Annotated in this window: 19 protein-coding genes; 8 read left to right on the top strand and 11 right to left on the bottom strand. The window is 58.2% G+C overall.

The genetic code is table 11. The features are described from left to right. Positions 1-145 precede the first annotated feature (145 nt). Entirely contained in the window at positions 146-1243 is a 1098-nt protein-coding gene (locus FIL88_RS04495) for a YeeE/YedE thiosulfate transporter family protein (RefSeq protein ID WP_246066604.1), read from the top strand. Here FIL88_RS04495 and FIL88_RS04490 read toward each other — a convergent pair. From FIL88_RS04490 to FIL88_RS04445, 10 genes are all read right to left on the bottom strand, one after another. Continuing rightward, positions 1176-2462, bottom strand: coding sequence for a DUF3422 family protein (locus FIL88_RS04490; RefSeq protein WP_142852601.1), 1287 nt, complete (start codon positions 2460-2462; stop codon positions 1176-1178). The genes FIL88_RS04495 and FIL88_RS04490 overlap by 68 nt on opposite strands. Before the next feature lie 108 nt (positions 2463-2570). Next, the gene (murD, locus tag FIL88_RS04485) at positions 2571-3977 is read right to left on the bottom strand and encodes a UDP-N-acetylmuramoyl-L-alanine--D-glutamate ligase (protein ID WP_142852600.1); all 1407 of its coding nucleotides are present in this window, start codon (positions 3975-3977) and stop codon (positions 2571-2573) included. Between the two features lie 100 nt (positions 3978-4077). Beyond that, a complete protein-coding gene (gene mraY, locus FIL88_RS04480) occupies positions 4078-5160 on the bottom strand; it encodes a phospho-N-acetylmuramoyl-pentapeptide-transferase (protein ID WP_142852599.1) in 1083 nt (360 codons plus the stop codon). A 20-nt stretch (positions 5161-5180) separates the two neighbouring features. Continuing rightward, positions 5181-6599 carry a UDP-N-acetylmuramoyl-tripeptide--D-alanyl-D-alanine ligase gene (locus tag FIL88_RS04475; RefSeq protein WP_142852598.1) on the bottom strand — a complete coding sequence of 473 codons (1419 nt, stop codon included), beginning with the start codon at positions 6597-6599 and terminating at the stop codon, positions 5181-5183. After that, positions 6596-8074, bottom strand: coding sequence for a UDP-N-acetylmuramoyl-L-alanyl-D-glutamate--2,6-diaminopimelate ligase (locus FIL88_RS04470; protein WP_407642327.1), 1479 nt, complete (start codon positions 8072-8074; stop codon positions 6596-6598). The genes FIL88_RS04475 and FIL88_RS04470 overlap by 4 nt, the downstream gene beginning before the upstream one ends. 31 nt (positions 8075-8105) lie before the next feature. Continuing rightward, on the bottom strand, positions 8106-9911 hold the full coding sequence (locus FIL88_RS04465) for a peptidoglycan D,D-transpeptidase FtsI family protein (protein WP_142852596.1): 1806 nt from the start codon (positions 9909-9911) through the stop codon (positions 8106-8108). Next, positions 9908-10252 carry a cell division protein FtsL gene (gene ftsL, locus FIL88_RS04460; RefSeq protein WP_142852595.1) on the bottom strand — a complete coding sequence of 115 codons (345 nt, stop codon included), beginning with the start codon at positions 10250-10252 and terminating at the stop codon, positions 9908-9910. Before ftsL ends, FIL88_RS04465 begins: the two co-directional genes overlap by 4 nt. Then, positions 10252-11250 carry a 16S rRNA (cytosine(1402)-N(4))-methyltransferase RsmH gene (gene rsmH, locus FIL88_RS04455; RefSeq protein ID WP_142852594.1) on the bottom strand — a complete coding sequence of 333 codons (999 nt, stop codon included), beginning with the start codon at positions 11248-11250 and terminating at the stop codon, positions 10252-10254. Before rsmH ends, ftsL begins: the two co-directional genes overlap by 1 nt. Before the next feature lies 1 nt (position 11251). Further along, complete coding sequence (gene mraZ, locus FIL88_RS04450) at positions 11252-11755, bottom strand: division/cell wall cluster transcriptional repressor MraZ (protein ID WP_142852593.1); 504 nt, start codon at positions 11753-11755, stop codon at positions 11252-11254. Positions 11756-12415: 660 nt separating this feature from the next. Continuing rightward, positions 12416-13489: an Mrp/NBP35 family ATP-binding protein gene (locus FIL88_RS04445; RefSeq protein ID WP_142852592.1), complete on the bottom strand. Its 1074-nt coding sequence runs from the start codon at positions 13487-13489 to the stop codon at positions 12416-12418. Positions 13490-13920: 431 nt separating this feature from the next. On the opposite strand from FIL88_RS04445, the gene FIL88_RS04440 reads away from it, so the two are divergent. Continuing rightward, entirely contained in the window at positions 13921-14136 is a 216-nt protein-coding gene (locus FIL88_RS04440; RefSeq protein WP_142852591.1) for a DUF1127 domain-containing protein, read from the top strand. A 347-nt stretch (positions 14137-14483) separates the two neighbouring features. Here FIL88_RS04440 and FIL88_RS04435 read toward each other — a convergent pair whose 3' ends face one another. Then, positions 14484-16967: an ATP-dependent helicase gene (locus tag FIL88_RS04435; RefSeq protein WP_407642326.1), complete on the bottom strand. Its 2484-nt coding sequence runs from the start codon at positions 16965-16967 to the stop codon at positions 14484-14486. 222 nt (positions 16968-17189) lie between these two features. On the opposite strand from FIL88_RS04435, the gene topA reads away from it, so the two are divergent. The 6 genes from topA to FIL88_RS04405 all read left to right on the top strand — a co-directional run bounded on the left by topA (position 17190) and on the right by FIL88_RS04405 (position 23790). Further along, a complete protein-coding gene (gene topA, locus FIL88_RS04430; protein WP_142852590.1) occupies positions 17190-19781 on the top strand; it encodes a type I DNA topoisomerase in 2592 nt (863 codons plus the stop codon). Positions 19782-19978: 197 nt separating this feature from the next. Next, positions 19979-20815: a DUF6544 family protein gene (locus FIL88_RS04425; protein WP_142852589.1), complete on the top strand. Its 837-nt coding sequence runs from the start codon at positions 19979-19981 to the stop codon at positions 20813-20815. 157 nt (positions 20816-20972) lie between these two features. After that, entirely contained in the window at positions 20973-21686 is a 714-nt protein-coding gene (locus FIL88_RS04420) for a CoA transferase subunit A (protein WP_142852588.1), read from the top strand. A 3-nt stretch (positions 21687-21689) separates the two neighbouring features. Then, positions 21690-21890, top strand: a complete 201-nt coding sequence (locus FIL88_RS04415) for a hypothetical protein (RefSeq protein ID WP_142852587.1) — start codon at positions 21690-21692, stop codon at positions 21888-21890. Further along, entirely contained in the window at positions 21890-22519 is a 630-nt protein-coding gene (locus tag FIL88_RS04410; RefSeq protein ID WP_142852586.1) for a 3-oxoacid CoA-transferase subunit B, read from the top strand. The genes FIL88_RS04415 and FIL88_RS04410 overlap by 1 nt, the downstream gene beginning before the upstream one ends. A 131-nt stretch (positions 22520-22650) precedes the next feature. Further along, complete coding sequence (locus tag FIL88_RS04405; protein WP_142852585.1) at positions 22651-23790, top strand: PQQ-dependent sugar dehydrogenase; 1140 nt, start codon at positions 22651-22653, stop codon at positions 23788-23790. The last annotated feature ends 44 nt before the right edge of the window (positions 23791-23834 follow it).

The raw sequence follows: 23834 nt of genomic DNA, 5'->3' as shown, positions 1-23834 counted from the left end.
CGAAAAGCATGACGGGCGACACGACCACGCCCACACTCGAATCGGGTCAAAAGTTCCTCCAGAACCTCATGAATGGAACAATTTCCCGCAACAACGCCACACATCGACACATTCAAAGCTTGCCGATTGAGAATTCGTGCGCCAGATGGAACATATTCCCAAATGCGGAGACGTGAAGATGTTCGAGACACTCGGTTTTGAAACCCTGACACCACGCACAGCCTCGATCTTGTTCGGGCTGGGCCTTGGCGCTGCGTTTGGCGTGTTGGCCGAACTGACACGCTTTTGTTTGCGCCGTGGCGTAATCGGCTCTGGCACTGACGGGCGACAAGCACTTGCCGTCTGGCTGACGGCGCTGGCCGTTGCGGTCATCGGCACTCAAGGTGCCGTCATGGCCGGTTGGGTCGAGTTTAGCGGACACCGTTATCACGCACCAACTTTGCCAATCTTGTCGCTAGTGGTCGGGGGGCTGATGTTCGGTGCCGGGATGGTCATGACACGCGGCTGCCTGTCACGGCTTGTTGTACTTGGATCGTCGGGAAATCTGCGTGCCGTAGTTGTGATCGGCGTCGCCGCACTGACCGCGCAGGCCGCGCTGAAAGGCGTGTTCTCTCCGCTGCGCACGACCCTTGGTGCAGTCGAAATCCCAGCGCCGTCGCTTCCCGTATTGGGTGCTGTGGTGCCGGTTCTTCTTGCCGCGTTCTTCATTGCGCAGACGCGTCCCAAACTGGGCACAATCGTGCTGGCAGCATTGCTGGGCGGACTGATCCCTCTGGGGTGGCTTGGGACTGGTCTGGTCCTGATGGACGAATTTGACCCCATCGCTGTGGAAAGCCTGTCTTTCACACTTCCACTGGCCGATACGCTCTTTTGGACCGCGGCGTCCAGCGCCGTTGGCGGCAATTTCGGCACAGGCCTGATCGGAGGCGTCGTTCTGGGCGCAGCTTTGTCAGCCCTGCTTGCCGGGCGCTTTGCCTGGCAAGGGTTTGAGGGCGCGGGTCAGATGGGCCGTTATCTGTCGGGCGGCGTCCTGATGGGCCTTGGGGGCGTATTTGCTGGCGGCTGCACCGTTGGCGCCGGTTTGTCAGGCGTGGCAACACTGTCCACCGCTGCGACGATTGCACTGTTAGCCATTATCGCGGGCGCATGGATTGCCGCCCGCGTAGATGCCCGCATCAATGCCCCAGAGACTTCCGGATCCGGCGCACAGACAACCACACCAGACACACCACAGGCAGCGTAAGCGCAGCGGTCAATGTACCTTTCGAAATGCCAAGCGCGCCCGCCAGCGGATAGAACAGATACCCAGCAAGCGACACCGCGTAATAGCTGATCGCAACGACGGACAGGCCTTCAACCGTTTCCTGCAAGCGCAGCTGCATCTTGGCGCGGGCATCCATGCTTTCAAGCAGCGCCTGGTTTTGCTCGGCCCGTTCAACATCGACACGGGTGCGCAACAATTCGCCCGCACGCGCGGCCCGTGCCGCCATGACCTCAAGCTGTGACTCAGCGCTTTTCGTCGTGCGCATCGCGGGATCATAGCGGCGCATCATGAATTCGCTCAGCGTCTGACGCCCGCGAAACCGCTCTTCCCTCAGCGCACCGATACGCTGATTCAGAATGGCTTCATATGCCCGCGTCGCCCCCATTCGGAACGATGTTGACGCCATTAGCTCTTCCAGCTCGGCCGAGATCGACAAAAGCTCGCTTAACGTGGCTTCGGCCGGTTCATCGCCGCGCTTCATTGCGCCAACCAGATGGGTCAGCTCGTCGTCGACATTGCGCAGATTGCGGTGAATGTTGCGCGCTTCCGGGAAGCCCAGCATCGACATGGTCTTATAGGTCTCAATCTCGCACAGACGTTGCACGATCCGACCAATCCGCCGCTTGCCCGTCCCTTCAGAAATGAACGCCACAAAGCGCATGTGACCTGCCGGATCGATGCGGAAATCGCCCGCCACCATTGCGGCACGGTCCAGCACCCATGTCGAGGCAATGCTTTCAGATACGAACCAATCGCGCACCTGTTCGTCCATTTCCGTTTCCCTGCCCGGCATCTGTTGAACCCGGATATGGGCTGAAGTGATCCGCGCGCCCGGCGCGTCGGCAAGCCAATCGTCCGGGAAGACATCAAACGCCGCCGGATCAAACGCACGGGACGAGATACCGTCAGAGAACACGGTATAGCTGACAAACTCGTTATGCTGCTCCCATTTCAAGTGATAGCGCCCGATTTCTCCGAAATAGTGATTGGATCCGGGGCTGGGATGCGGCGCACCAAACCGATCAAGAAGCGCAATCAAATGCTGACGATCCGCATCGCGATCACGATTGGCCGCGTTGTCCGGGCGTTTAATGGCCAGATAGGCCGCCGTTCCCGGCGCACTTAGCGCGGGGGACGGGCGGGCGTGCAGCTCGTTTGCTAGGTCATAACGGCCCGGATGATCGGTCAAAGTCTTCATGCGCGTGTCTCCTCCGCGCAAAGTGGTAGCAGAGACGAAACACATTGCAACCCCTTATAAACAAGGGGTTTTTGAGTTTTTCAGCATACCGCGGGATACCGGTATCGCTCACATATCCTGAAGGATGGATTGTACCAGTCGCGTAAAATCTTCGCCGCGCTTTTCAAAATCAGGATATTGGTCAAAGCTGGCCGCGGCGGGAGCCAGCAGAACTGTGTCCCCGGATTGCGCATCCCGCGAGGCCGCCGCCACTGCGTTCTGCATGGTCTCGCAGATCTCATATGGAACGTCGCGCAGCTGCAAGGCGAACTCGCGTGCCGAATGGCCGATCAAATAGGCTTTGGCCACATGTGACAGAACGTCAGACAGGCTTTCAATCCCGCCATCCTTGCCCAGTCCACCTGCGATCCAACGAATGCTTTTGAACGCCCCAAGGGCTGCGCGGGCGCTATCCACATTGGTGGCCTTACTGTCATTCACAAACGCCACTCCGTTTGCCTCGCCTACCAATTGCGAGCGGTGGGGCAGCCCTTTGAAGGCGTTAAATGCGGCTTCGATCACCTTGGGGGCCAACCCAATCGATCGACAAACCGCATAGGCAGCACAGGCGTTTTGGTGGTTGTGGCTTCCAGGCAGCCCCTTAACAGCCCGCAAATCGACCGAGGCGATCTGACGCCCTTTTCGGTATTCCGACAGGAAGCCCTTCCGGGCAAAGACCTGCCATCCGGGGCCGGTCAACTTGCGATCAACCGAGATGCGGATCACGCGATCATCCGCAGCACCTTCGGACAGTTGCCCCGCCAGATAGACGCCTTCCGCCTCGTCCACGCCAACAACTGCGCGATCGGGGCCGCCTTCAGAAAACAGACGACGTTTGGCCGCGAAATAGCCGCCCTTGCCGCCGTGACGATCCAGATGATCGGGTGACAGATTGGTGAAAACCGCGATGTCAGGCGTTAGCGAGCGGGCCAGATCGGTTTGATAGCTCGACAACTCCAACACAACGACCTCGCCATCATGGGCAGGGTCGATGTCCAGGACACCGCGTCCGATATTGCCAGCCAGTTGCGTGGGCTTGCCGGCATGTTCCAGCACGTGATGGATCAGGGCCGAGGTGGTGGATTTTCCGTTCGATCCCGTCACCGCAACGATGCGCGGCAGAGTGTCGAAGTTATCCCATTCCTGATCTGCGAAGCTGCGAAAAAACAGGCCAATGTCATTGTCGACCGGCACGCCAGCCTCCATCGCACGCGCGATCAGCTTGTTGGGTTCGGGATAGAGGTGGGGAATGCCCGGGCTGACGATCAGGGCGGCGACATCCTCCCACGCGTTGCCCTTGTTCAGGTCGTGCAGGATCAGCCCCTGCCCTTCGGCGCGTTCGCGCGCTTCTTGCCCGTCATCCCAGCACAGTGCCTCGGCCCCGCCCGCTTCCAGCGCATGGGCCGTCGCAAGACCCGACCGTCCAAGCCCTAGAACCGCAACCTTGCGACCATCAAAACCTTTCACCGGGATCATGCGTGCCTCCTGTCCGTGTTGTTCCATCGCTAATGCGTTTGCCGCAAAAACAAAAGCCCCGCCGAATGGGCGGGGCCTTAGGAAAGTAGTTTAACCGCGTTTAGCGAACCTTCAATGTCGCCAGACCAATAAGCGCCAAGATCAACGAGATGATCCAGAAGCGGATCACAATCTGCGGCTCTTTCCAGCCTTTATGTTCGAAATGGTGGTGGATCGGCGCCATCAGGAACACCCGCTTACCGGTCTTCTTGAAGTACAACACCTGAATAATGACCGAAAGCGCCTCGACCACGAACAGACCGCCTACAATGGCCAATACAATCTCGTGCTTGGTGGCCACAGCGATCGCGCCCAAGGCTCCGCCAAGGGCCAGTGATCCGGTGTCGCCCATGAACACGGCGGCGGGCGGTGCGTTATACCAAAGGAAGCCCAATCCGCCGCCAATCAACGCCGAGGTGAAGACGAACAATTCACCCGTGCCGGGCACATAGTGCACGTCCAGATATTCAGTGAAGTCCACACGGCCGACAGCATAGGCAATCACACCTAGTGTGCCTGCTGCTATCATCACCGGCATAATGGCCAGCCCGTCCAACCCGTCCGTCAGGTTCACTGCATTGGCCGAGCCGACGATGACGATCATCACGAAGGGGATGAACAAATAGCTCATGTTCAGAAGCGTGTCTTTAAACACCGGGAAGGCCAGTTGGTACTGAAGCCCCTCGGGGTGAACGCTGGACGCCCAGACGGCTGCTATCCCTGCAATAGCCAACCCAATGGCCAGGCGAATCTTGCCCGACACCCCAGCGGTATTGTTCTTCGACACTTTGGCGAAATCATCCGCAAAGCCAATCAAACCAAAGCCATAGGTCACAAACAGCGTAATCCAGACATAGTGATTATCCAGTCGCGCCCACATCAGCGTGGCCACCAGCAATGCAGACAGGATCAACAGCCCGCCCATAGTCGGCGTGCCCTGTTTTTCCTTGTGGCTTTCGGGGCCATCATCGCGGATTGGCTGCCCCTTGCCCTGCTTGCGGCGCAGGATATTGATCAGCGGTTTTCCGAACATAAAACCGAAAATCAGCGCCGTGAAAAAAGCCCCACCCGAGCGGAAGGTGATATAGCGAAACAGGTTGAAAACATCGCCGCCATCCGAAAACTCGGTCAACCAATACAACATAAAGTGGGCCCTTCTGCTTGTTAACCTTGCGCTTGGCTCATTTTGCGGATCGCGTCAACAGCTTTGGAGATCAGCGATCCCTTCGAGCCCTTAACCAGAACGACATCGCCAGCGTCAATCAGAGTGTGGACCTGCGCGGCCATCTCTGCTGCGGTTTCGGTGTAAATTCCCTGCTGATCGCCGGACAGCCGTTCCCACAACGATCGCATCAGTGGGCCGGAACAGTGAACAATGTCGATCTGATCCATAAAGGGCAGATCTGCGATGTCGGCGTGCAATTTGGCTTCGTCTGGGCCAAGCTCCAGCATATCCCCCAGAATGGCCATACGGCGCCCCTTCAGGATCCGGCCAACCCCATCGACAGGTTGCGACACCGCCAACACCTCGAGCGAGGCCGCCATCGAGGTGGGGTTGGCATTGAACGCATCGTCAATCAACGTCAAGGTCAGCCCTTCAGGTGCGTCCAGCAGTATGTCTTCATGCGTGCCGCGACCAGATGGAGGCGCCCAATGGCTGATATCGCGGGCCGCCAAGGTCACATCCCCACCCAAGGCGCGGGTCGTAACCAGGACCGCCAGCGCATTCATTGCAAAATGCCGCCCTACGCTTGCAATTTTCAACAAATAATCTTGCCCAGCGACCTTCGCCTTGCAGATGGTCGCCTCGGGACTAAGCACGACATGGATCAGATGATGATCGTTTCCACGCGCGGTTGCGCCAAAGCTTTGCGTCTCGAAGCCTTCTCCTGCGGCCTTCAGGGTCGAAGACGTGTCCAGATCACCATTCACGATAGCGATGCCTTCCGGCGCTAACCCTTTGAAGATTGATCCCTTTTCGCGTGCAATTCCATCCAGATCATCAAATGCCTCAAGGTGCGCTGCGGCAACCGTTGTGACCAGCGCCACATGTGGGCGGGCCATACGGGCAAGCGGTTCAATCTCGCCGGGATTACTCATCCCGATTTCGATCACGGCGAAATCCGCGTCCGCAGGCATCCGCGCCAAAGTCAGAGGCACGCCCCAATGGTTGTTGTAACTTGCTTCAGCCGCGTGGGTTTTGCCCTGCCGCTTCAGCACAGTACGCAGCATTTCTTTGGTCGAGGTTTTGCCAACTGACCCGGTCACCGCAATAACGCGCGCCTTGGTCCGCGCCCGTGCCGCGCGACCCAAATCTTCCAGCGCAGTCAGAACATCGTCAACAATCAGAAGCGGCGCACCGTCAGCCACACCGTCGGGCACATGGCTGACCAAAGCCGCTCCGGCCCCTTTTTCCAACGCCTGCGCCACGAATTCGTGCCCATCGCGGGCCGCTTTCAGTGCAACAAACAGATCGCCAGCTTCGATGGTGCGCGTATCGATCGAGACACCGGACACCGCCCAGTCACCGCGAACTTCGCCGCCTGTGGCCTTCGCGGCCTCATTCGCAGTCCACAAACTCATGCCAGCCGCCCTTCCAATGCAGCCACCGCGACCGAGGCCTGTTCGACATCATCAAAGGGCAGCACGTCATTGCCAACAGTTTGGCCCGTCTCGTGTCCTTTCCCAGCGATCAAAAGCGTATCACCCGGCCCCAATGCATCGACGCCGCGCAAGATAGCTTCGGCCCGATCACCAACATTTACGGCCTCGGGGCAGCCTTCCATCACCATGGCGCGGATCAGCGCCGGGTCTTCCGAGCGGGGATTGTCGTCGGTCACAAAGACCACATCGGCATTCTCGGCCGCAGCCCGCCCCATCAGTTTCCGTTTCGATGTATCGCGATCCCCGCCAGCGCCGAACACAACCACCAAACGCCCAAGCACATGCGGGCGCATGGCCCGCAGAGCGGTTTTCAGCGCGTCCGGCGTGTGGGCATAGTCCACAAACACGGCCGCGCCATTTTCGCGGGTGGCGGCGTGCTGCATCCGGCCGCGCACGGTTTCAAGATCTTTGAACGTGTCGAACACATGCTCGGGGTCAGCGCCACAGCCAATGGCCAGTCCTGAGGCTGCAAGGATGTTCTCTGCCTGAAACCCTCCGATCAAGTTCAAGCGTGCGGTGAACGGTTTGCCCTGCCACGTAAACATCAGCTCTTGCCCGGTCGCATCAAAACGCCGCGCCTTAAGCCGCAGCTCGCAGCTCTCGCCCTGCCCCACACGGATCAGGTTCTGGCCACGCGCCTCGGCAATCGTGGCCATCTCGGCGCCTTTCGGATCATCCATATTGATCACAGCGGTTCCCCCTTCGGGCAGCACGCGCGCGAAGAGACCTGCCTTGGCGGCGAAGTATTCCTCGAATGTCTCGTGATAATCCAGATGGTCTTGCGTGAAGTTGGTGAAAGCGGCGGCGGACAGGCGGACCCCATCAAGGCGGCGCTGCGCTAACCCGTGGGAGGATGCCTCCATCGCGGCATGGGTCACGCCCGCGCCTGCCATATCGGCCAGTACTGTGTGCAAGGTGATCGGTTCAGGCGTGGTGTGTGACAAGGGTGCCGTGAACGCGCCTTCAACGCCGGTGGTCCCCAGATTAGCGGCTTTGATGCCCAGAAGCGCCCAGATCTGCCGTGTGAAGCTGGCAACCGAAGTCTTCCCGTTCGTCCCCGTCGCAGCCACCATGTGTTCCGGCTGTGCACCAAACCAAAGCGCTGCGGCATAGGCCAGTGCCATGCGAGGGTCTTCAGTGACCACGACAGCTGCATCGGATGCGGCCAGTTCAGCCTCGGCAATCTTTGCGCCTTCAGGATCGGTCAGAATGGCCGCGGCATCCATACGCAAGGCATATTGAATAAATTCACCACCATGAAGCTTTGCGCCGGGAAGGGCGGCAAACAAGTGGCCGGGCTTGACCAGACGACTGTCAACCGACAGCCCTGTCACCTGCACATCGCGACCAGAACGGGCGCTGAGCCCCAGCTGCCCTAGGGATTTCGTTACCATCTCAGCACCCATCTGTTTGCAATCCGCCTAATCAGTTCGACGTGAGTGTTACCCCAGTTGCGGCCAAAGGTTCAACGCGGGTTTCGCGCGGTTTCATGCCCAACAGCGGCGCCACGCGTTCGATGATCGTGGCTGCAACGGGAACGGCCGTCCAGCCCGCTGTGCGGCGCGGCTTGGTGCCCGATGTCTCGACCGGTTCGTCCAGCGTGACGATCAGAACGTATTTCGGGTTATCCGACGGGAACATGCTGGCAAAGGTGTTGATCACCTTATCATCATAATATCCGCCACGCGGCTTGGGCTTGTCTGCTGTGCCGGTCTTGCCACCCACCAGATATCCCTCGACCTCGCCAAAGCTGGCGGTGCCCTCGGTGACCACTTTGCGCAGCATATCGCGTGCAGCGGCAGCCGAGCGTTCACTCATTACCCGCGCGCCGCGTTCGACATGATGCTGTTTCAGAACTGTCGGCTTCACGGAAAAGCCGCCATTGGCAATCGACGCATAAGCCGCAGCCAGATGCATGGGCGAGTTCGAAATGCCGTGACCATAGGAAATCGTGACCGAGCTAAGCTTGCCCCAGTTTTTCGGCACAAGCGGGGTCGATCCGGTGGCTTCGACGATCTCGAGCGGGGTGCGATCCAGAAGACCTAGCGTTTTCAGGAACTCTTGCTGGCGTTCCGACCCGATCTGAAGCGCCATGCGCCCCGTCCCTCGGTTCGAGCTTTTGACGATGATGTCCGAGACAGACAGCTCGCCATAGTTTTTGTTGCGAAATTCGCCAATGCGGTATCCCGAGATCTTCATCGGCACGCCGGTGTCGATCACCGTGTTCGGGTTCACCAACCCAAGATCCATCGCCTGAATGGCGGTGAAAATCTTGAAGGTCGACCCAAGCTCGTACACGCCCTGCACCGCACGGTTAAAAAGCGGGCTGTCAGATTGATCTTTGCCTTTATCCGCCACCGTCAACGGGCGCGGACGGTTGTTGGGGTCGAAATCCGGCAGGGACGCGACCGAGATCACCTCGCCCGTGTGCACATCCATCAAGATCGCAGCTGCGCCCTTGGCGTTCATCATTTTCATGCCGCCATAAAGCACGCGCTCGACGGCGTCCTGAATGGTCAGATCAATGGACAGCTCCAACGGTGCGCCACCATTCGCGGGGTTGCGCAGGAAATCATCGAATTGCTTCTCGACACCAGCAACACCGATGACTTCAGCGGCCGAAACGCCTTCGCGTCCAAAGCTTGCCCCGCCCAAGACATGGGCTGCAAGCTTGCCATTGGGATAAAGCCGCATTTCGCGCGGGCCAAACAGAAGGCCGGGCTCGCCAATGTCAAAGACAGCCTGCTTTTGCTCGGGGCTAATTTTTTTCTTGATCCACAAGAACTTGCGCGACCCAGTGAAGTCCTTGATCAGGCGCGCGCGCTTAAGGTCAGGAAAGATCCGCACCAATTCGTCCGCCGCACGCTCCGGGTCGACCATTTGATGCGGCTGGGCATACAGCGCATGCGTCACAAGGTTGGTTGCCAGAATGCGGCCCTGACGGTCCAGAATGTCTGCACGCGCCGTTGCGATCGACGACCCGGGCGCCTGCGCGCGCGGTTCTTGTGCTTCGGATGCCGACAGGGTTGCCATGCGCGCACCAACGGTGACGAATGCGCACAGAAAGAAACCCGCCAGAACCAGCAAACGCCCTTCCGAGCGCAGGCGCGATTCATTGCGGATCTGGTCATGGCGCTGGCGCAGGTTTTCGCACTCAATCGCATCGGGGTTTTCACCCTTGGCACGGGCATCAAGAATACGGGCGAGTGGGCGAAGGGGGACGCGGGTCATTCTTCCAGATCTCCGATTACATCCACGGCGCCGGTGATTTCGGGCAATTCGTCATCGTCAGCAAAGGCGATCTGATCTACCCGGCCGAACTGGCCCGGCTCAAGCACATTCAGTTCAAGTTTGTCATAGTTCATCCGCGCCAGATCGCGCAGACGATCCGGGCGGTTCAGATAGGCCCATTCAGCCCGCAATACCGCCAGCTCTTCCTGCATACGGCCGATTTCCCCCTGAAGCGCATGTGACCGGTCAAGCGAGGCCTGCGTTTTGTAGTTCTCGGAATAAGCCCAATAGGCCAGCCCCATCACAGCAAGGGCAGATAGAATATACAGCAAGCTACGCATTACGATCTGTCCTTAAATACCAGGGGCGGCAAGCCAAGCTTTTTACGATCAGACAGACCTGCTGGTGCATCCGTACGGGTCGCCACACGCAAACGGGCCGACCGCGCACGGGGGTTTTCTTGCAGCTCGTCCTTTTCCGGGCCGATGGCTTTGCGTGGCGTCAGGTTGAACCGCGGCGTCTCTTCAGCAGCTTCGGGTGCATAGCGCGACCCGCCCCCGCCCGAGGACGCGCGCGCCTGCAAGAACCGCTTGACCACGCGATCTTCCATCGAATGGAACGTCACCACAGCCAGTTTACCACCGGGCTTCAACGCGCGCTCAGCGGCTTCAAGCCCCTCAATCAATTGACCAAATTCATCATTCACCGCGATGCGGATCGCCTGAAAGCTACGCGTCGCCGGGTGGCTTTGACCGGGTTTCGAACGCGGCAGGTTCTTTTCGATCACGTCGGCCAGTTGCAATGTCGTTTCAAACGGTGCGTCAGTCCGCGCTCTCACAATCGCGCGCGCAATCCGACGTGACGCTCGCTCTTCCCCGTAGTGATACAGAATGTCAGCCAACGTGTCGGCATCGGCTTCGTTCACAAGATCGGCGGCGGACGGGCCCGATTGGCTCATCCGCATATCCAGCGGCCCCTCTTTCATGAAAGAGAAGCCGCGTTCAGCCAGGTCCAACTGCATCGAGCTGACGCCGAGATCCAAAACCACGCCATCCAGCAGCTTATCCGCCAGCGCGTCCATGTCCGAAAACGTACCTTCGCGCAGCGCAAGCCGTTCACCATACTCCGCAGCCCAGTCCGCAGCCATCTGAAACACCATCGGATCGCGATCAATGCCGCAAACCCAGCCGGCACCAGCATCCAGCAATCCGCGTGTATATCCCCCTGCCCCAAAGGTTCCATCCGCCCAGTCACCAGAAACCGGTGCGACCGCTTCCAGAAGCGGCCGAAGAAGAACGGGGATATGAGGTCGTTTTTCGGTGGCAGCCGGGTCAGACATCTTAGTGCTCCCCCTGGCCGCCCAACAGGGTCAGCACGTCAAAATCTTCTGGCTGCTCATCCAGCCATTCTTCGGTCTTGGCAATCTCGACCTCGTCATAGGTCTCGGGCTTCCAAATCTGGAATGTGTCGCCGGTGGCAATAAAGAACGCTTCTTTGTCTAGGCCAATTTTTTGGCGCAGCTTGGCAGGCAGAACCAATCGACCCGTTTCGTCCACAGTCGTGGGGAAAGATTGCCCGTTGAACAGACGCTCCAGCATGCGACGCTCCATCGAGCCGCGCGGCATCTGTGCGATCTGGTCGTCAACCTCGTCGATAGCCTCGATCGTGTAGGCTTCCAGATAATTACGGCGATGATCACCATAAACAATAACAAGATTGGGGTTCAGACCATCGGTCCAATCGGGGTCACCGGCCTCAAGCACACGGCGAAACAGGGCCGGGATTGAAACCCTGCCCTTCGTGTCCACCTTGTGGTGGCTTTCACCTCTGAACCTGCGTGCCACTTGCGCGGCCCCCTTTAATCAACTGTCCCACCAACCCAAGCGAGGGCTGGAATAAAAACGGCGAATTGATCTAGCTGCCACTGACCAATCCGCCGCCTGTCCCGTTTCCGGGTGCCCAGCTGCGCGCGCCACCTGGGGGGGATGTCTGCTCGCGTACGCGCCGGATCTCTTTCGTTCGATGAAGCGGGGCCTGCATGAAACCTGACTTGGGAGTGTCGTTCGGGGTCTTATCGCCCCTTTCTGTCCCGTCCTCATCTTGAATACAGGGATAGCCCGGGAAATCATGGGAAGCAATAGTTTTTTATGGCACCCTATACGCTAACAGGCCCTGAACACATTGAAAGCTTGATGCAATTGCAGAATATTGACTCAATACATCACGGAATGTGGCGCAAGGAAATACCACACCCACAAGATATAGTGATGCACTCGCAGAACTACTATTTCCCATAAAATCCAAAATTTTTCTCTCCGACAATCAAATCAGGGCAATTTCAGCGGAGGCAGGGCGAATTTCTGTCACGATCTCTTAGTAAATTGCGACGATCCCATGCGCGTTCAGTGCGGAACCCATGAATTCCCAATCGCGACATCAACCCAGAATCCAAACGCCCAGCGCAGTGATTGCGCCGGGCGTCCATGTAATTATGTCAACGCGGATCAGGCGATCCCGCGTGTCACCATATCTTGAGCCAGCTTGGCATAGGCATCTGCGACCGCCCCCTTGCCTGCTGCGATTGGAGTTCCCCCGTCGCCCGCAAGGCGCACATCAAGTGATAGGGGAATTTCCCCCAGGAAGGGCGCACCGATCGCCGCAGCCTCGTCCTTTACACCGCCATGTCCGAACAGATGTGCCTCGTGCCCACAACTTGGGCAGACATAGGAAGACATATTTTCGACAAGCCCCAAGATCGGCACTTTGACCTTGTCAAACATATCAATGGCTTTACGCGCATCCAAAAGCGCCACATCTTGCGGGGTCGAGACAACAACAGCGCCAGTTATCTGTGACTTCTGTGCCAAGGTTAGCTGAACATCCCCCGTTCCGGGCGGCAAGTCGATCAGCAACACATCCAACGGACCCCAGTCGACCTGGAACAGCATCTGCTGCAATGCCCCCATCAACATCGGACCACGCCAGACCACGGCCTCGCGGTCTGATTTCAGCATCAAGCCAATGGACATCATCTTGACACCATGCGCCATAACAGGAGTCAGCATATCCCCATCCGACGATCCCGGACGTTCGGTTGTACCCATCATGCGGGGCTGTGATGGTCCAAGGATATCGGCGTCCAGCAAGCCAACTTTGCGCCCCTGCTTGGCCAAGGCCACCGCAAGGTTCGAACTGAGCGTCGACTTGCCAACCCCACCCTTGCCCGAAGCAATGGCCACAATGGACGCCACCCCCGGCACCGGCAAAGGACCAGCCTGCGGTTTAGGGTGCCCACCAATCTTTAGATTAGGTGCTGGCTTGGCTGGGGCGGATCCATGCGCCGTTAAAATGGCTGAAACCGTATCGACACCGGGCAGATCCGCCACGGCTGCTTCTGCGGCGCGGCGCTGCGGCTCGAGCCCAGCGGCCTGTTCTGGTGAAGGCGCCTCGATTACAAAGCGCACAGCCCCGCCCTCGATCGTTAGGGCTCGCACCATGTCACGCGATACCAGGTCCCCGCCATCCGGCAGAGCGATCGCAGATAGCGCCCCTTTAATCCTATCCTTCATATCCGCCATTTAAGTCTCCTTGATCCTGACCTCATTACTTGGCGCGATTCCACACAGACGCAAGAGGCAAAGCGCCGCGCGAGAATCAACGAAAGACAATAGCCGACCGGCCCCCGATCTAATTTTGGGCAAGCCGCCTCGCTCCTTAGCAAGTTATGCATGACGCTAACATTTCCCTGGCGGCACCGGTTAAGCTTAATTTCTGCGTTGCAGCATTTTCACACAGCACCCGCCTAAGTAACGGATTTGTGACTATTTTATTGGCACACTCACCTATGCGCACAGCGCATGGCGGGTTTGATTGTTAGGGGTATTGTGCATGTGCAGCATTACCCCCATCTTTGTCTCACAGCGACGATGTTGTCGCTAACAGAATTTTTTGGCCGCCTGATGGCCGGCCTTAATCCGCAGAGACCTGCGACCGAAAGTGAGAAAGTGCAATGGCACACGCATCTGAAATCATCCTGGCCCAAGCTGGCCTGTCCGACCGCTTCGTAGCAACGATCGCGCGCTGGAAAGAAAACTTCGCCACCCGCCAGACCTATCGCAACACTGTGAAAGAGCTGAGCGCGCTGAGCGATCGCGAACTTTACGATCTGGGCATCAACCGCAGCTCGATCCGTTTGGTCGCACGCATGGCCGTTTACGGCAACTGAGTTTCGGTTCCCCGCCTTCCTCCTCCCTGGCGGTGAACACGAATGGCGGCGAGATCTCTCCTCCTCCCTGATCTCGTCGCCCAAAATCTTCGGACTGTCTTCCTCCTCCCTGACAGTCCTTGGGCCGCGACGATGTCTTCCTCCTCCCTGACATCGCCGCACCCCCAAATTTCGGGGCGTTCCACCTCCTCCCAGGAACGTGCCGATCCGATGTGGGTCACCTCCTCCCGACCCATGTCACAGCGCCGGGCCTCACCCTCCTCCCAGAGGTCCGACCACATAGGAAACGGCGTCGCTCACCTCCTCCCGAGCGGCGCCGTTTTTTTGTCCCAGAATGTCAGTTGGGATCAGAAGGGGGCGTCGCCCGCTTGCGCTGCGGGGACGATGAACTTGGCCACAACCTTCTTTGCGCCCGCCTTGTCGAACTCGATATCCAGCTTGTCGCCCTCGATGCCCATCACGGTGCCATAGCCAAATTTGGTGTGAAAAACGCGGTCCCCTTGGGTGAAGGACGACACGGCGGTGGCGTCGATCACAAGACCCTTGGCATTACTATGGCTGGATTTTGACCGCCGATCGGCTTGGGCCTGCATCCGCTTCCATCCGGGCGAATTATAGGCATCTGCACGTGCGGCCCTGTCCTGCAACGGGGAGCCTCCGTAATCACCAGACGCGCCACCATAGCCACCACCATAAAGCCCCGGCGCGGTCAAAACCTCGACATGCGCTTCCGGCAGTTCATCGACAAATCGCGAGGGCAGCTGAGACTGCCACTGGCCATAGACGCGGCGGTTGGCGGCGAAAGAGATCGTACAGACCTCTTCGGCCCGCGTGATGCCCACATAGGCAAGCCTGCGTTCCTCTTCCAAGCCTTTCAGCCCGCTTTCATCCATCGAGCGTTGCGACGGAAATAGCCCATCTTCCCAACCCGGCAGGAACACGGCGGGATATTCCAACCCTTTGGCCGCGTGCAGGGTCATGATGGTGACCTTCTGCTCAGCATCATCCGTGTCATTATCCATGATCAGGCTGACATGTTCGAGGAAGCCCTGAAGGTTCTCAAAGCTTTCCAGTGCCTTGACCAGTTCTTTCAGGTTCTCAAGCCGCCCCGGTGCTTCCGGCGTTTTGTCGTTCAGCCACATCGTGGTGTAGCCGCTTTCATCCAGAATGACTTCGGCCAGTTCGATATGAGTCTGCGGGGCGTCAGCAGGCAGGTCGGCAATGGGCAGCCCCAGATCCGACGTGCCGTCGATCACCGCGTCTTCGGACAGCTCGGGCAAGGATTGCATATGCAGGATTGCCGCCCAACGGTCCAGATTGCTGACCAGTTCAGCCAGCCCCTTGCCGCCCTTTCCCTTTATTGCCCCTGTCTCGATCGCGATACGCGCGCCTTCGACCATGGAAACGCCATTCGATCGCGCCAGCATGTTGATGGTCTGGATCGCCTTGTCGCCCAACCCACGGCGGGGCGTGTTGACGATACGTTCAAACGCCAGATCGTCGTCCTGAGACACAGCAAGCCGGAAATAGGCCATGGCATCCCGGATTTCGAGCCGTTCATAGAAACGCGGGCCGCCGATGACGCGATAGGGCAAACCAATGGTCAGGAAGCGGTCCTCGAACGCACGCATCTGGTGGGATGCGCGCACAAGGATGGCCATGTCATCCAAAGACATCCCTGCCCGCCCACGCGTGCCCGATTGCATCGCCTCGATTTCTTCACCGACCCAACGGGCTTCTTCATCGCCATCCCAATGGCCGATCAGGCGGACTTTCTCGCCCCCTTCAGCCTCGGTCCACAGCTCTTTGCCCAGACGGTCCGAATTCCCAGCAATCACGCCAGAGGCAGCCGCCAGAATATGCGCGGTCGAGCGATAGTTTTGTTCGAGCCTGACAACCTTCGCGCCCGAAAAATCCTTTTCAAACCGCAAGATATTGCCCACCTCGGCCCCGCGCCAGCCATAGATCGACTGATCATCATCGCCTACACAGCAGAGATTCTTATGTCCCGCCGCCAGCAGGCGCAGCCACAGGTATTGGGCCACGTTAGTATCCTGATACTCGTCGACGAGGATGTATTTAAACCAGCTTTGATACTTGGCAAGAATGTCATCGTGCTTTTGGAAAATCGTGACCATATGCAGCAGCAGATCACCGAAATCACAAGCGTTCAGTGTTTTCAGACGCTCTTGATATTGCGCATACAGTTCAGGCCCGCGCCCGTTAAACGCCTGCGCCTCGGATGATGGCAGCGTTTCCGGTGTCCACGCCCGGTTTTTCCAATTGTCGATCACGCCCGACAATAGCCGCGCTGGCCAGCGTTTTTCGTCGATATTTGCGGCAACAATCAACTGTTTCAGCAACCGGTTTTGGTCGTCTGTGTCCAGAATGGTAAAGTTCGACTTCAGCCCCACAAGCTCGGCATGGCGGCGCAGAAGCTTCACGCAGATCGAGTGGAACGTGCCCATCCACGGCATGCCTCCCGCAAGATTAACCGGATACTGCGAAACTCGGTCCTTCATTTCGCGAGCAGCTTTGTTCGTAAAAGTAACCGCCAAGATCTCGTTCGATCTCGCTGCACGCTTGTGTATCAGCTCCGCAATACGAGAAATTAGCGCTCTAGTTTTGCCCGTTCCTGCTCCCGCAAGCACTAGCATGGGACCAGCTAAATTTGTTGCCGCCTCTAGCTGTGGCTCATTGAGCCACTCAAGATGGAGTGCTCCGGGCACTCCTTCTATAGCCCCCATCGCCCGCTGCGACAGAGGGACTTTGGGTGCATTCATTCCGTCATCGGAATCATCGATCAGATTGTCGTCATCCATGCTGCTCATGCGCCCTTCTTACCAACGCCCGCGCCACAGGGGAAGAGTCTGTTCCACATATGTTCTTTCCGCTCCCTAAAATCCCGCGCAACTTTCCGCCCCCTACGGGGGCGCGACAGAATACCCCCCTATATAAGAAGAGTGCCCATTGACAAGCCGCCCCTTCCCGACCCATCTAACGCCCTCAGAAGCACGGGTTTGATTTTGCCCGGCCCAGTCGAGAGGAAATTCATGCCCGTTGTCGTCGTCGAAAGCCCGGCCAAAGCCAAGACCATCAATAAATATCTTGGATCGGATTACACGGTGCTGGCCTCGTATGGTCACGTGCGCGACCTGCCGCCCAAGGATGGATCAGTTGATACGGACAACGAATTTGCCATGACATGGGAGGTCGGACGCGACAGCGCCAAACATGTGCGTGCCATTGCCGACGCCCTGAAAGACGACAACAACCTGATCCTCGCAACCGACCCCGATCGCGAAGGGGAAGCGATTTCGTGGCACTTGGAAGAAGCCCTGCGCAAACGCCGTGCGGTCAAGAAGGACACGCCGGTCAGCCGCGTGGTATTCAACGCGATCACCAAATCCGCCGTGACCGAGGCGATGCAGAACCCGCGCGACGTGGACAGCGATCTGGTCGAGGCCTATCTGGCCCGCCGTGCGCTGGATTATCTGGTGGGCTTCAACCTGTCGCCCGTTCTATGGCGCAAACTGCCCGGTGCCCGTTCGGCCGGTCGTGTGCAATCGGTTTGCCTGCGTCTGATCGTCGAGCGCGAGGAAGAGATCGAGGCATTCAACGCCCGTGAATATTGGTCGGTGAAGGCGTTGTTACAAACGCCGCGCGGGCAGGAGTTTGAGGCCCGTCTGACGGTTCTGGGCGGCCAAAAACTCGATCGTTACGACCTTGAAAACGAAACTGCATCCGAGCTGGCCGTGCAGGCCATCACCTCGCGCGATCTGTCGGTTCAGTCGGTCGAGGCAAAGCCTGCCACCCGCAACCCCTCGCCGCCCTTCATGACCTCGACCCTGCAGCAGGAAGCCAGCCGCAAATTCGGCTTTGGTGCGCGTCAAACCATGTCGACCGCCCAGCGCCTGTATGAAGCGGGCTATATCACCTATATGCGGACCGACGGGATCGACATGGCACCTGAGGCCGTGGCCGCTGCCCGTGACGCCATCAGCGACCGCTACGGCAAGGAATTCATTCCGGCCAGCCCACGCATCTACAAGAACAAAGCTAAGAACGCGCAGGAAGCGCACGAATGTATCCGCCCGACGGATATGACCGTATCTGGCAGCGATCTGGCGAAGCTGGAGCCCGATCAGCGTAAGCTTTATGATCTGATCTGGAAGCGGACGCTTGCCAGCCAGATGGAAAGCGCCCGGTTCGAACGCACCAGCGTGGATGTGGGATCGGATGACGGGCAAGTTGTGCTGCGCGCCACCGGGCAAGTGGTTGTTTTCGAAGGTTTCCTGAAGGTCTATGAAGAAGGTCGCGACGATCAGGTGGTGGACGAGGACGACAAGCGTCTGCCGCAGATCATGGAAGGCGAGAAGGCCGACAAGAAGACCATTTCGCCCGAACAGCACTTCACCCAACCCCCGCCCCGTTACACCGAGGCGACGCTGGTCAAACGCATGGAAGAGCTGGGCATTGGCCGCCCATCGACCTATGCGTCTGTGATCACCACCATTCAAGACCGCGAGTATGTTCGCAAAGACAAGAACCGCCTGTTCCCCGAGGATAAGGGCCGGATCGTCACGATCTTCCTGATGAACTTCTTCCGCCAATATGTGGGCTACGAATTCACCGCGAACCTTGAAGAAGAGCTCGACGAGATTTCGGCAGGCGACATGGACTACAAGGAAGTGCTGGCGCGCTTCTGGCGTGATTTCTCGGCCGCGATTTCCGAAACCTCCGAGCTGCGCATTTCCGAGGTACTCGACAAGCTGGATGCAGCCCTTGCGCCGCAACTGTACCCGCCCCGTGAAGACGGTACTGATCCGCGTATCTGCCCGAAATGCGGGACCGGTCAGTTGCACTTGAAAACCTCGCGCACCGGCGGGTTTGTTGGCTGCGGGAACTACCCGGAATGCAACTATACCCGCCCCATTGCAGGCGAAGGCGCAGAAGGCGAAGAAAAGCTTCTGGGCACGGATGGCGATGACGAGATCTGGCTGAAGGACGGTCGCTATGGCCCCTATGTGCAGCGCGGGGAAGCCACGCCCGAGAACAAACGCCCCAAGCGCACCTCGCTTCCGCAAGCCCGAAATGGCGGCTGGCCGAAAGAGGAAACCGATCTGGAACGTGCGCTGCAACTTCTGTCGCTGCCACGCCATGTTGGCGACCACCCGGAAGGCGGGCGGATCACCGCAAATCTGGGCCGTTTTGGCCCGTATCTGATGCACAAGTTCCCGGATGACGAAAAGCCGGTTTATGTCAGCCTGAAACAATGGACCGAGATGTTCGACGTGGGCATGAACCACGCGGTTGAACTGCTGGCCGACAAGCGCGCCAACCCCGGACGTCGTGGAGCGGCGGCCGCCAAGCCTTTGAAAGAGCTTGGCGAACACCCGGAAGATGGCGGTCCGGTGAACGTGCTGGAAGGCCGCTATGGCCCATATGTAAAATGGGGCAAGGTGAACGCGACGATCCCGAACGACGTCGAACCCGCCAACGTCACTATGGAAATGGCCGTGGGCTGGATTGCCGAAAAAGCGGCAAAGAAGAAGCCTGCGAAAAAGAAGGCAGCGGCTAAGAAAAAGGCTGCGCCAAAGAAGAAAGCTGCACCAGCGAAGAAGGCGGCCGCGGGCGGAAAGTAAACGCGCGCGGCGTCAACATTTCTGTACTTATGTCTTGCTTGCGCTGGCCGTTTCGCCAGCCAAGCAAGCACACTTGCAGGTTCGGGTTTTCTACGGCCTGCAAAGATAATATTCTTTCCATTTCGTGACGCAGATCAAAGTAAACGGTGGCGGGATCGCGCAATACATCAGCGTCGTTTCTAACCAAGTATCGTCACATGAAAGTTGTCATACTCCTATCAGCGCTTTTTCTTGTTGTGGTCCTTTCCGGCCTCTATCTGTGGCGCATGGGGGACCAACGGTCCGCACAGGCTGAAGCTGACAGGCTTCTGGCGATGCGCCAAACGGACCCTCAGCGTTTCTCAAAAGCAATGGTGGAAGACCTTCCGGAACCGGCAAGGCGCTATTTCCATTTCACCATCAAAGAGGGAACCCCCTTATTTAAAGTCGCTGAGATTTCCATGCGCGGACAGTTTGGGATGGGCGAGAAAAACGCGCCGAACTATTTACCCATGAAAGCCGAACAGGTGCTCGCAGCGCCCGAGGGTTTTGTCTGGCAAATGTCAGGAGGTTCCGGTGCGATGACAATTTCCGGGTCAGATACTGCGCAATGGACACGTTTCTGGCTGGCAGGTGTTATCCCTGTTGCCCGCGCGGGCGGCACGGCGGATCATGCGTTGTCCGGATTTGGGCGATACATTTCTGAAGCTGTGTTCTGGACACCGGCTGCAGTGCTTCCCGGCCCCGGTGTGACGTGGGACGCGGTTGACGAAAACACCGCCCGCCTAACGCTGTCACATGACGGGCGTCGTCAGTCAGTCGACGTTTCAGTAGATGCAAGCGGGCGGCCCGTGCGCATCGTATTAGAGCGGTGGAGCAACGCTAACCCCGACGGCGAGTATCGTTTCCAGCCCTTCGGCGGGCACCTGTCAGAGTTTCGCGAATTTGAAGGGTTCCGATTGCCCACTCATATCGAAGCCGGCAACATGTTTGGCACGGATGCCTACTTTGCGTTTTTCATCGCCGACGTGACAGATATCCGGTTCACGCAATAGGCTTGTCCACTTCGAAACGCTGCGGGTCATTTAAGGCTTACGGGGCGTTTCAAGCCCTAGGTAGAAATACCTTTCACCACTCAATTCCCCTCGGTTTCGTTGACTCACCCCCGCCTGCACGCCAGAAAAGCAACGAAATAGACGAGAGGGAACTTTCATGAACAAGGTATATGGCAGCGCCGCCGAAGCTCTGGACGGGCTTTTGTCGGACGACATGCTGATTGCCGCCGGCGGCTTTGGCCTGTGCGGCATTCCCGAGCTTCTGCTGGAAGCCATCAAGGAAAACGGCGCAAAGGATCTGACCTTCGCCTCGAACAATGCGGGCGTTGATGACTTCGGTATTGGCATCCTGCTGCAAACCAAGCAGGTGAAGAAGATGATTTCGTCCTATGTGGGCGAAAACGCCGAGTTCATGCGCCAGTACCTGTCGGGCGAGCTGGAGCTGGAGTTTAACCCGCAAGGCACGCTGGCCGAACGCATGCGCGCGGCCGGCCACGGCATCCCCGGTTTCTATACCAAGACCGGCGTGGGCACCGTGATTGCCGAGGGCAAGGAACACAAAGACTTCCCCACCGGCCCCAATGGCGAGGCCGAGACCTATATCATGGAAGAAGGCATCTTTGCCGATCTTTCGATCGTGAAGGCGTGGAAAGCGGATGAGACCGGCAACCTTGTTTTCCGCAAGACCGCCCGCAACTTCAACCCGCCCGCTGCTATGTGTGGCAAGACCTGTGTGGTTGAGGTGGAAGAAATCGTGCCGACCGGTTCACTGGATCCTGACTCGATCCATCTGCCGGGCATCTACGTGCATCGCATCATTCAAGGCGAGCACGAGAAGCGCATCGAACAACGCACCATCCGGGAGGCTTAAGACATGGGAAAGTACAATATACCTTCTTACGATCGAGAACTGGTGAGAGCTTGTTTTGACGCCGCTGAGGATGTGATTCGAGATCTAAAGGAAAATCCACCTGCCAACAAACTCCGCATCTACAAGGCAGACGACATCAAGGATTACCGTATTGCTATGGCAAACATGTTTTTGCAGCTTGACATCAACGCGAGGAACAACTGATGGCTTGGGACCGCAATCAAATGGCCGCCCGCGCGGCACAGGAACTGCAAGACGGTTGGTATGTGAACCTCGGCATCGGCATCCCGACGCTGGTATCGAACTACATCCCTGAAGGTGTCAACGTAACGCTTCAGTCGGAAAACGGCATGCTGGGCATGGGGCCCTTCCCGACCGAGGACGAGATTGACGCCGATCTGATCAACGCCGGCAAACAGACCATTACGGAACTGCCGCAAACCGCCTATTTCGACAGCTCGATGAGCTTCGGTATGATCCGTGGCGGCAAGATCGCGATGGCGATCCTTGGCGCGATGGAAGTGGCTGAAAACGGAGATCTGGCCAACTGGATGATCCCCGGCAAGCTGGTTAAAGGCATGGGCGGCGCGATGGACCTGGTGGCCGGTGTTGGCCGCGTGGTGGTTGTGATGGATCACACCAACAAGCATGGCGCGTCGAAGGTGTTAAAAGCCTGCACCCTGCCCCTGACCGGCAAGTCGGTTGTGGACCGCATCATCACCAATCTGGGTGTTCTGGATGTGGTCGAGGGCGGTTTGAAAATCGTTGAGACCGCCGAGGGCGTGACCAAAGACGAACTGCGCGCCGCAACCGAGGCGACCATCGTCGATTGACCTTGTGACAGCAAACGAAACATCAAAGGCCCCGCGTGGGGCCTTTTTTGTATCCTCACGGCATTGTGGACCGGGTGGATTTGCAGTGCCGTGAAATTGGTGTTTGTCTAGGGCATCTGACGAGGTGCCCCATGCGAAGAATTCTTACCGCTTTTTGTCTTGGCCTGTCTGCTATGGCCTTCACGCCCGCCACCAGCTGGGCATTTCCCATTGAAAGCAATATTGGAACTCAGTTGGACGCCGAAAAGGTCGCACGCTTCGATCACCCATGGGCGATGAGTTTTCTGAACAACGAACAGGCCTTGGTCACCACGAAACCGGGGCGCCTTTGGTTGGTGTCGACCGATGGGACCAAGACGCAGATTGCGGGCGTGCCTTCGGTTCTGGATGGCGGGCAAGGTGGGCTGGGCGATGTAGTGCCAAACCCCAAGTTTGCGCAGAACGGATGGGTCTATCTGTCCTATGTGGCCAAAGGCGACCAATCTGGTACGCGGCAGGCCGTGGTGATCCGGGCGCAATTGGACCTGAACGACACGCCCACCCTGACCGATCACGAAGAAATCTGGCGTCAGTTTCCGGCTTATCCGGGGCGCGGTCATTTCTCGCACCGGTTAGCGTTTGGGCCGGCGGGCGGGCCGCATGATGGCAAGCTGTTCATCACCTCAGGCGACCGGCAAGAACTGGACCCAGCACAGGACATGGCGCAGTCCTTGGGCAAACTCATCCGGTTGAACGAAGATGGCACAGTGCCCACCGACAACCCATTCCAAGATCAAGGGGAACTGGCCAAAAGTTTCTGGACGCTTGGGCATCGCAATTCACTGGGCATCGCCTTTGACACGGATGGGCGGCTTTGGGCGCATGAGATGGGGCCACGTCATGGAGACGAGCTGAACCTGATCGTCGCGGGCCAGAACTATGGCTGGCCGCTTGTATCCAATGGCGATCACTACAGCGGGGTCGAAATCCCAGATCACGATACCCGTCCAGATCTGGCAGCCCCACGCGCCTATTGGGTGCCAAGCATCGCGCCCTCTGGCTTGGAGATTTACACGGGCAATATGTTTCCGGACTGGCACGGCTCGGCCGTGATCGGAGGTCTCGTCAGTCGTGCACTGATCCGCGTGCGTCTCCACCCGGATACAGCGGCCGAACGAGAGCGCTTCAGTTGGGACGTGCGTATACGTGACGTAGAACAAGGGCCGGACGGAGCATTGTGGGTGCTGGAAGACGGGCGCAACGGGCGACTTCTGCGCCTGACGCCTAATTGATATGGCTTTCTTGGTCACAAATGTGATTTCGCGAATGACACGAC

Origin of the sequence: Aliiroseovarius halocynthiae, from assembly GCF_007004645.1 — a bacterium.
GTDB lineage: Bacteria > Pseudomonadota > Alphaproteobacteria > Rhodobacterales > Rhodobacteraceae > Aliiroseovarius > Aliiroseovarius halocynthiae.
The sequence above is the reverse complement of the archived record's forward strand: the minus strand, read 5'-3'. Positions and strand labels throughout refer to the sequence as shown.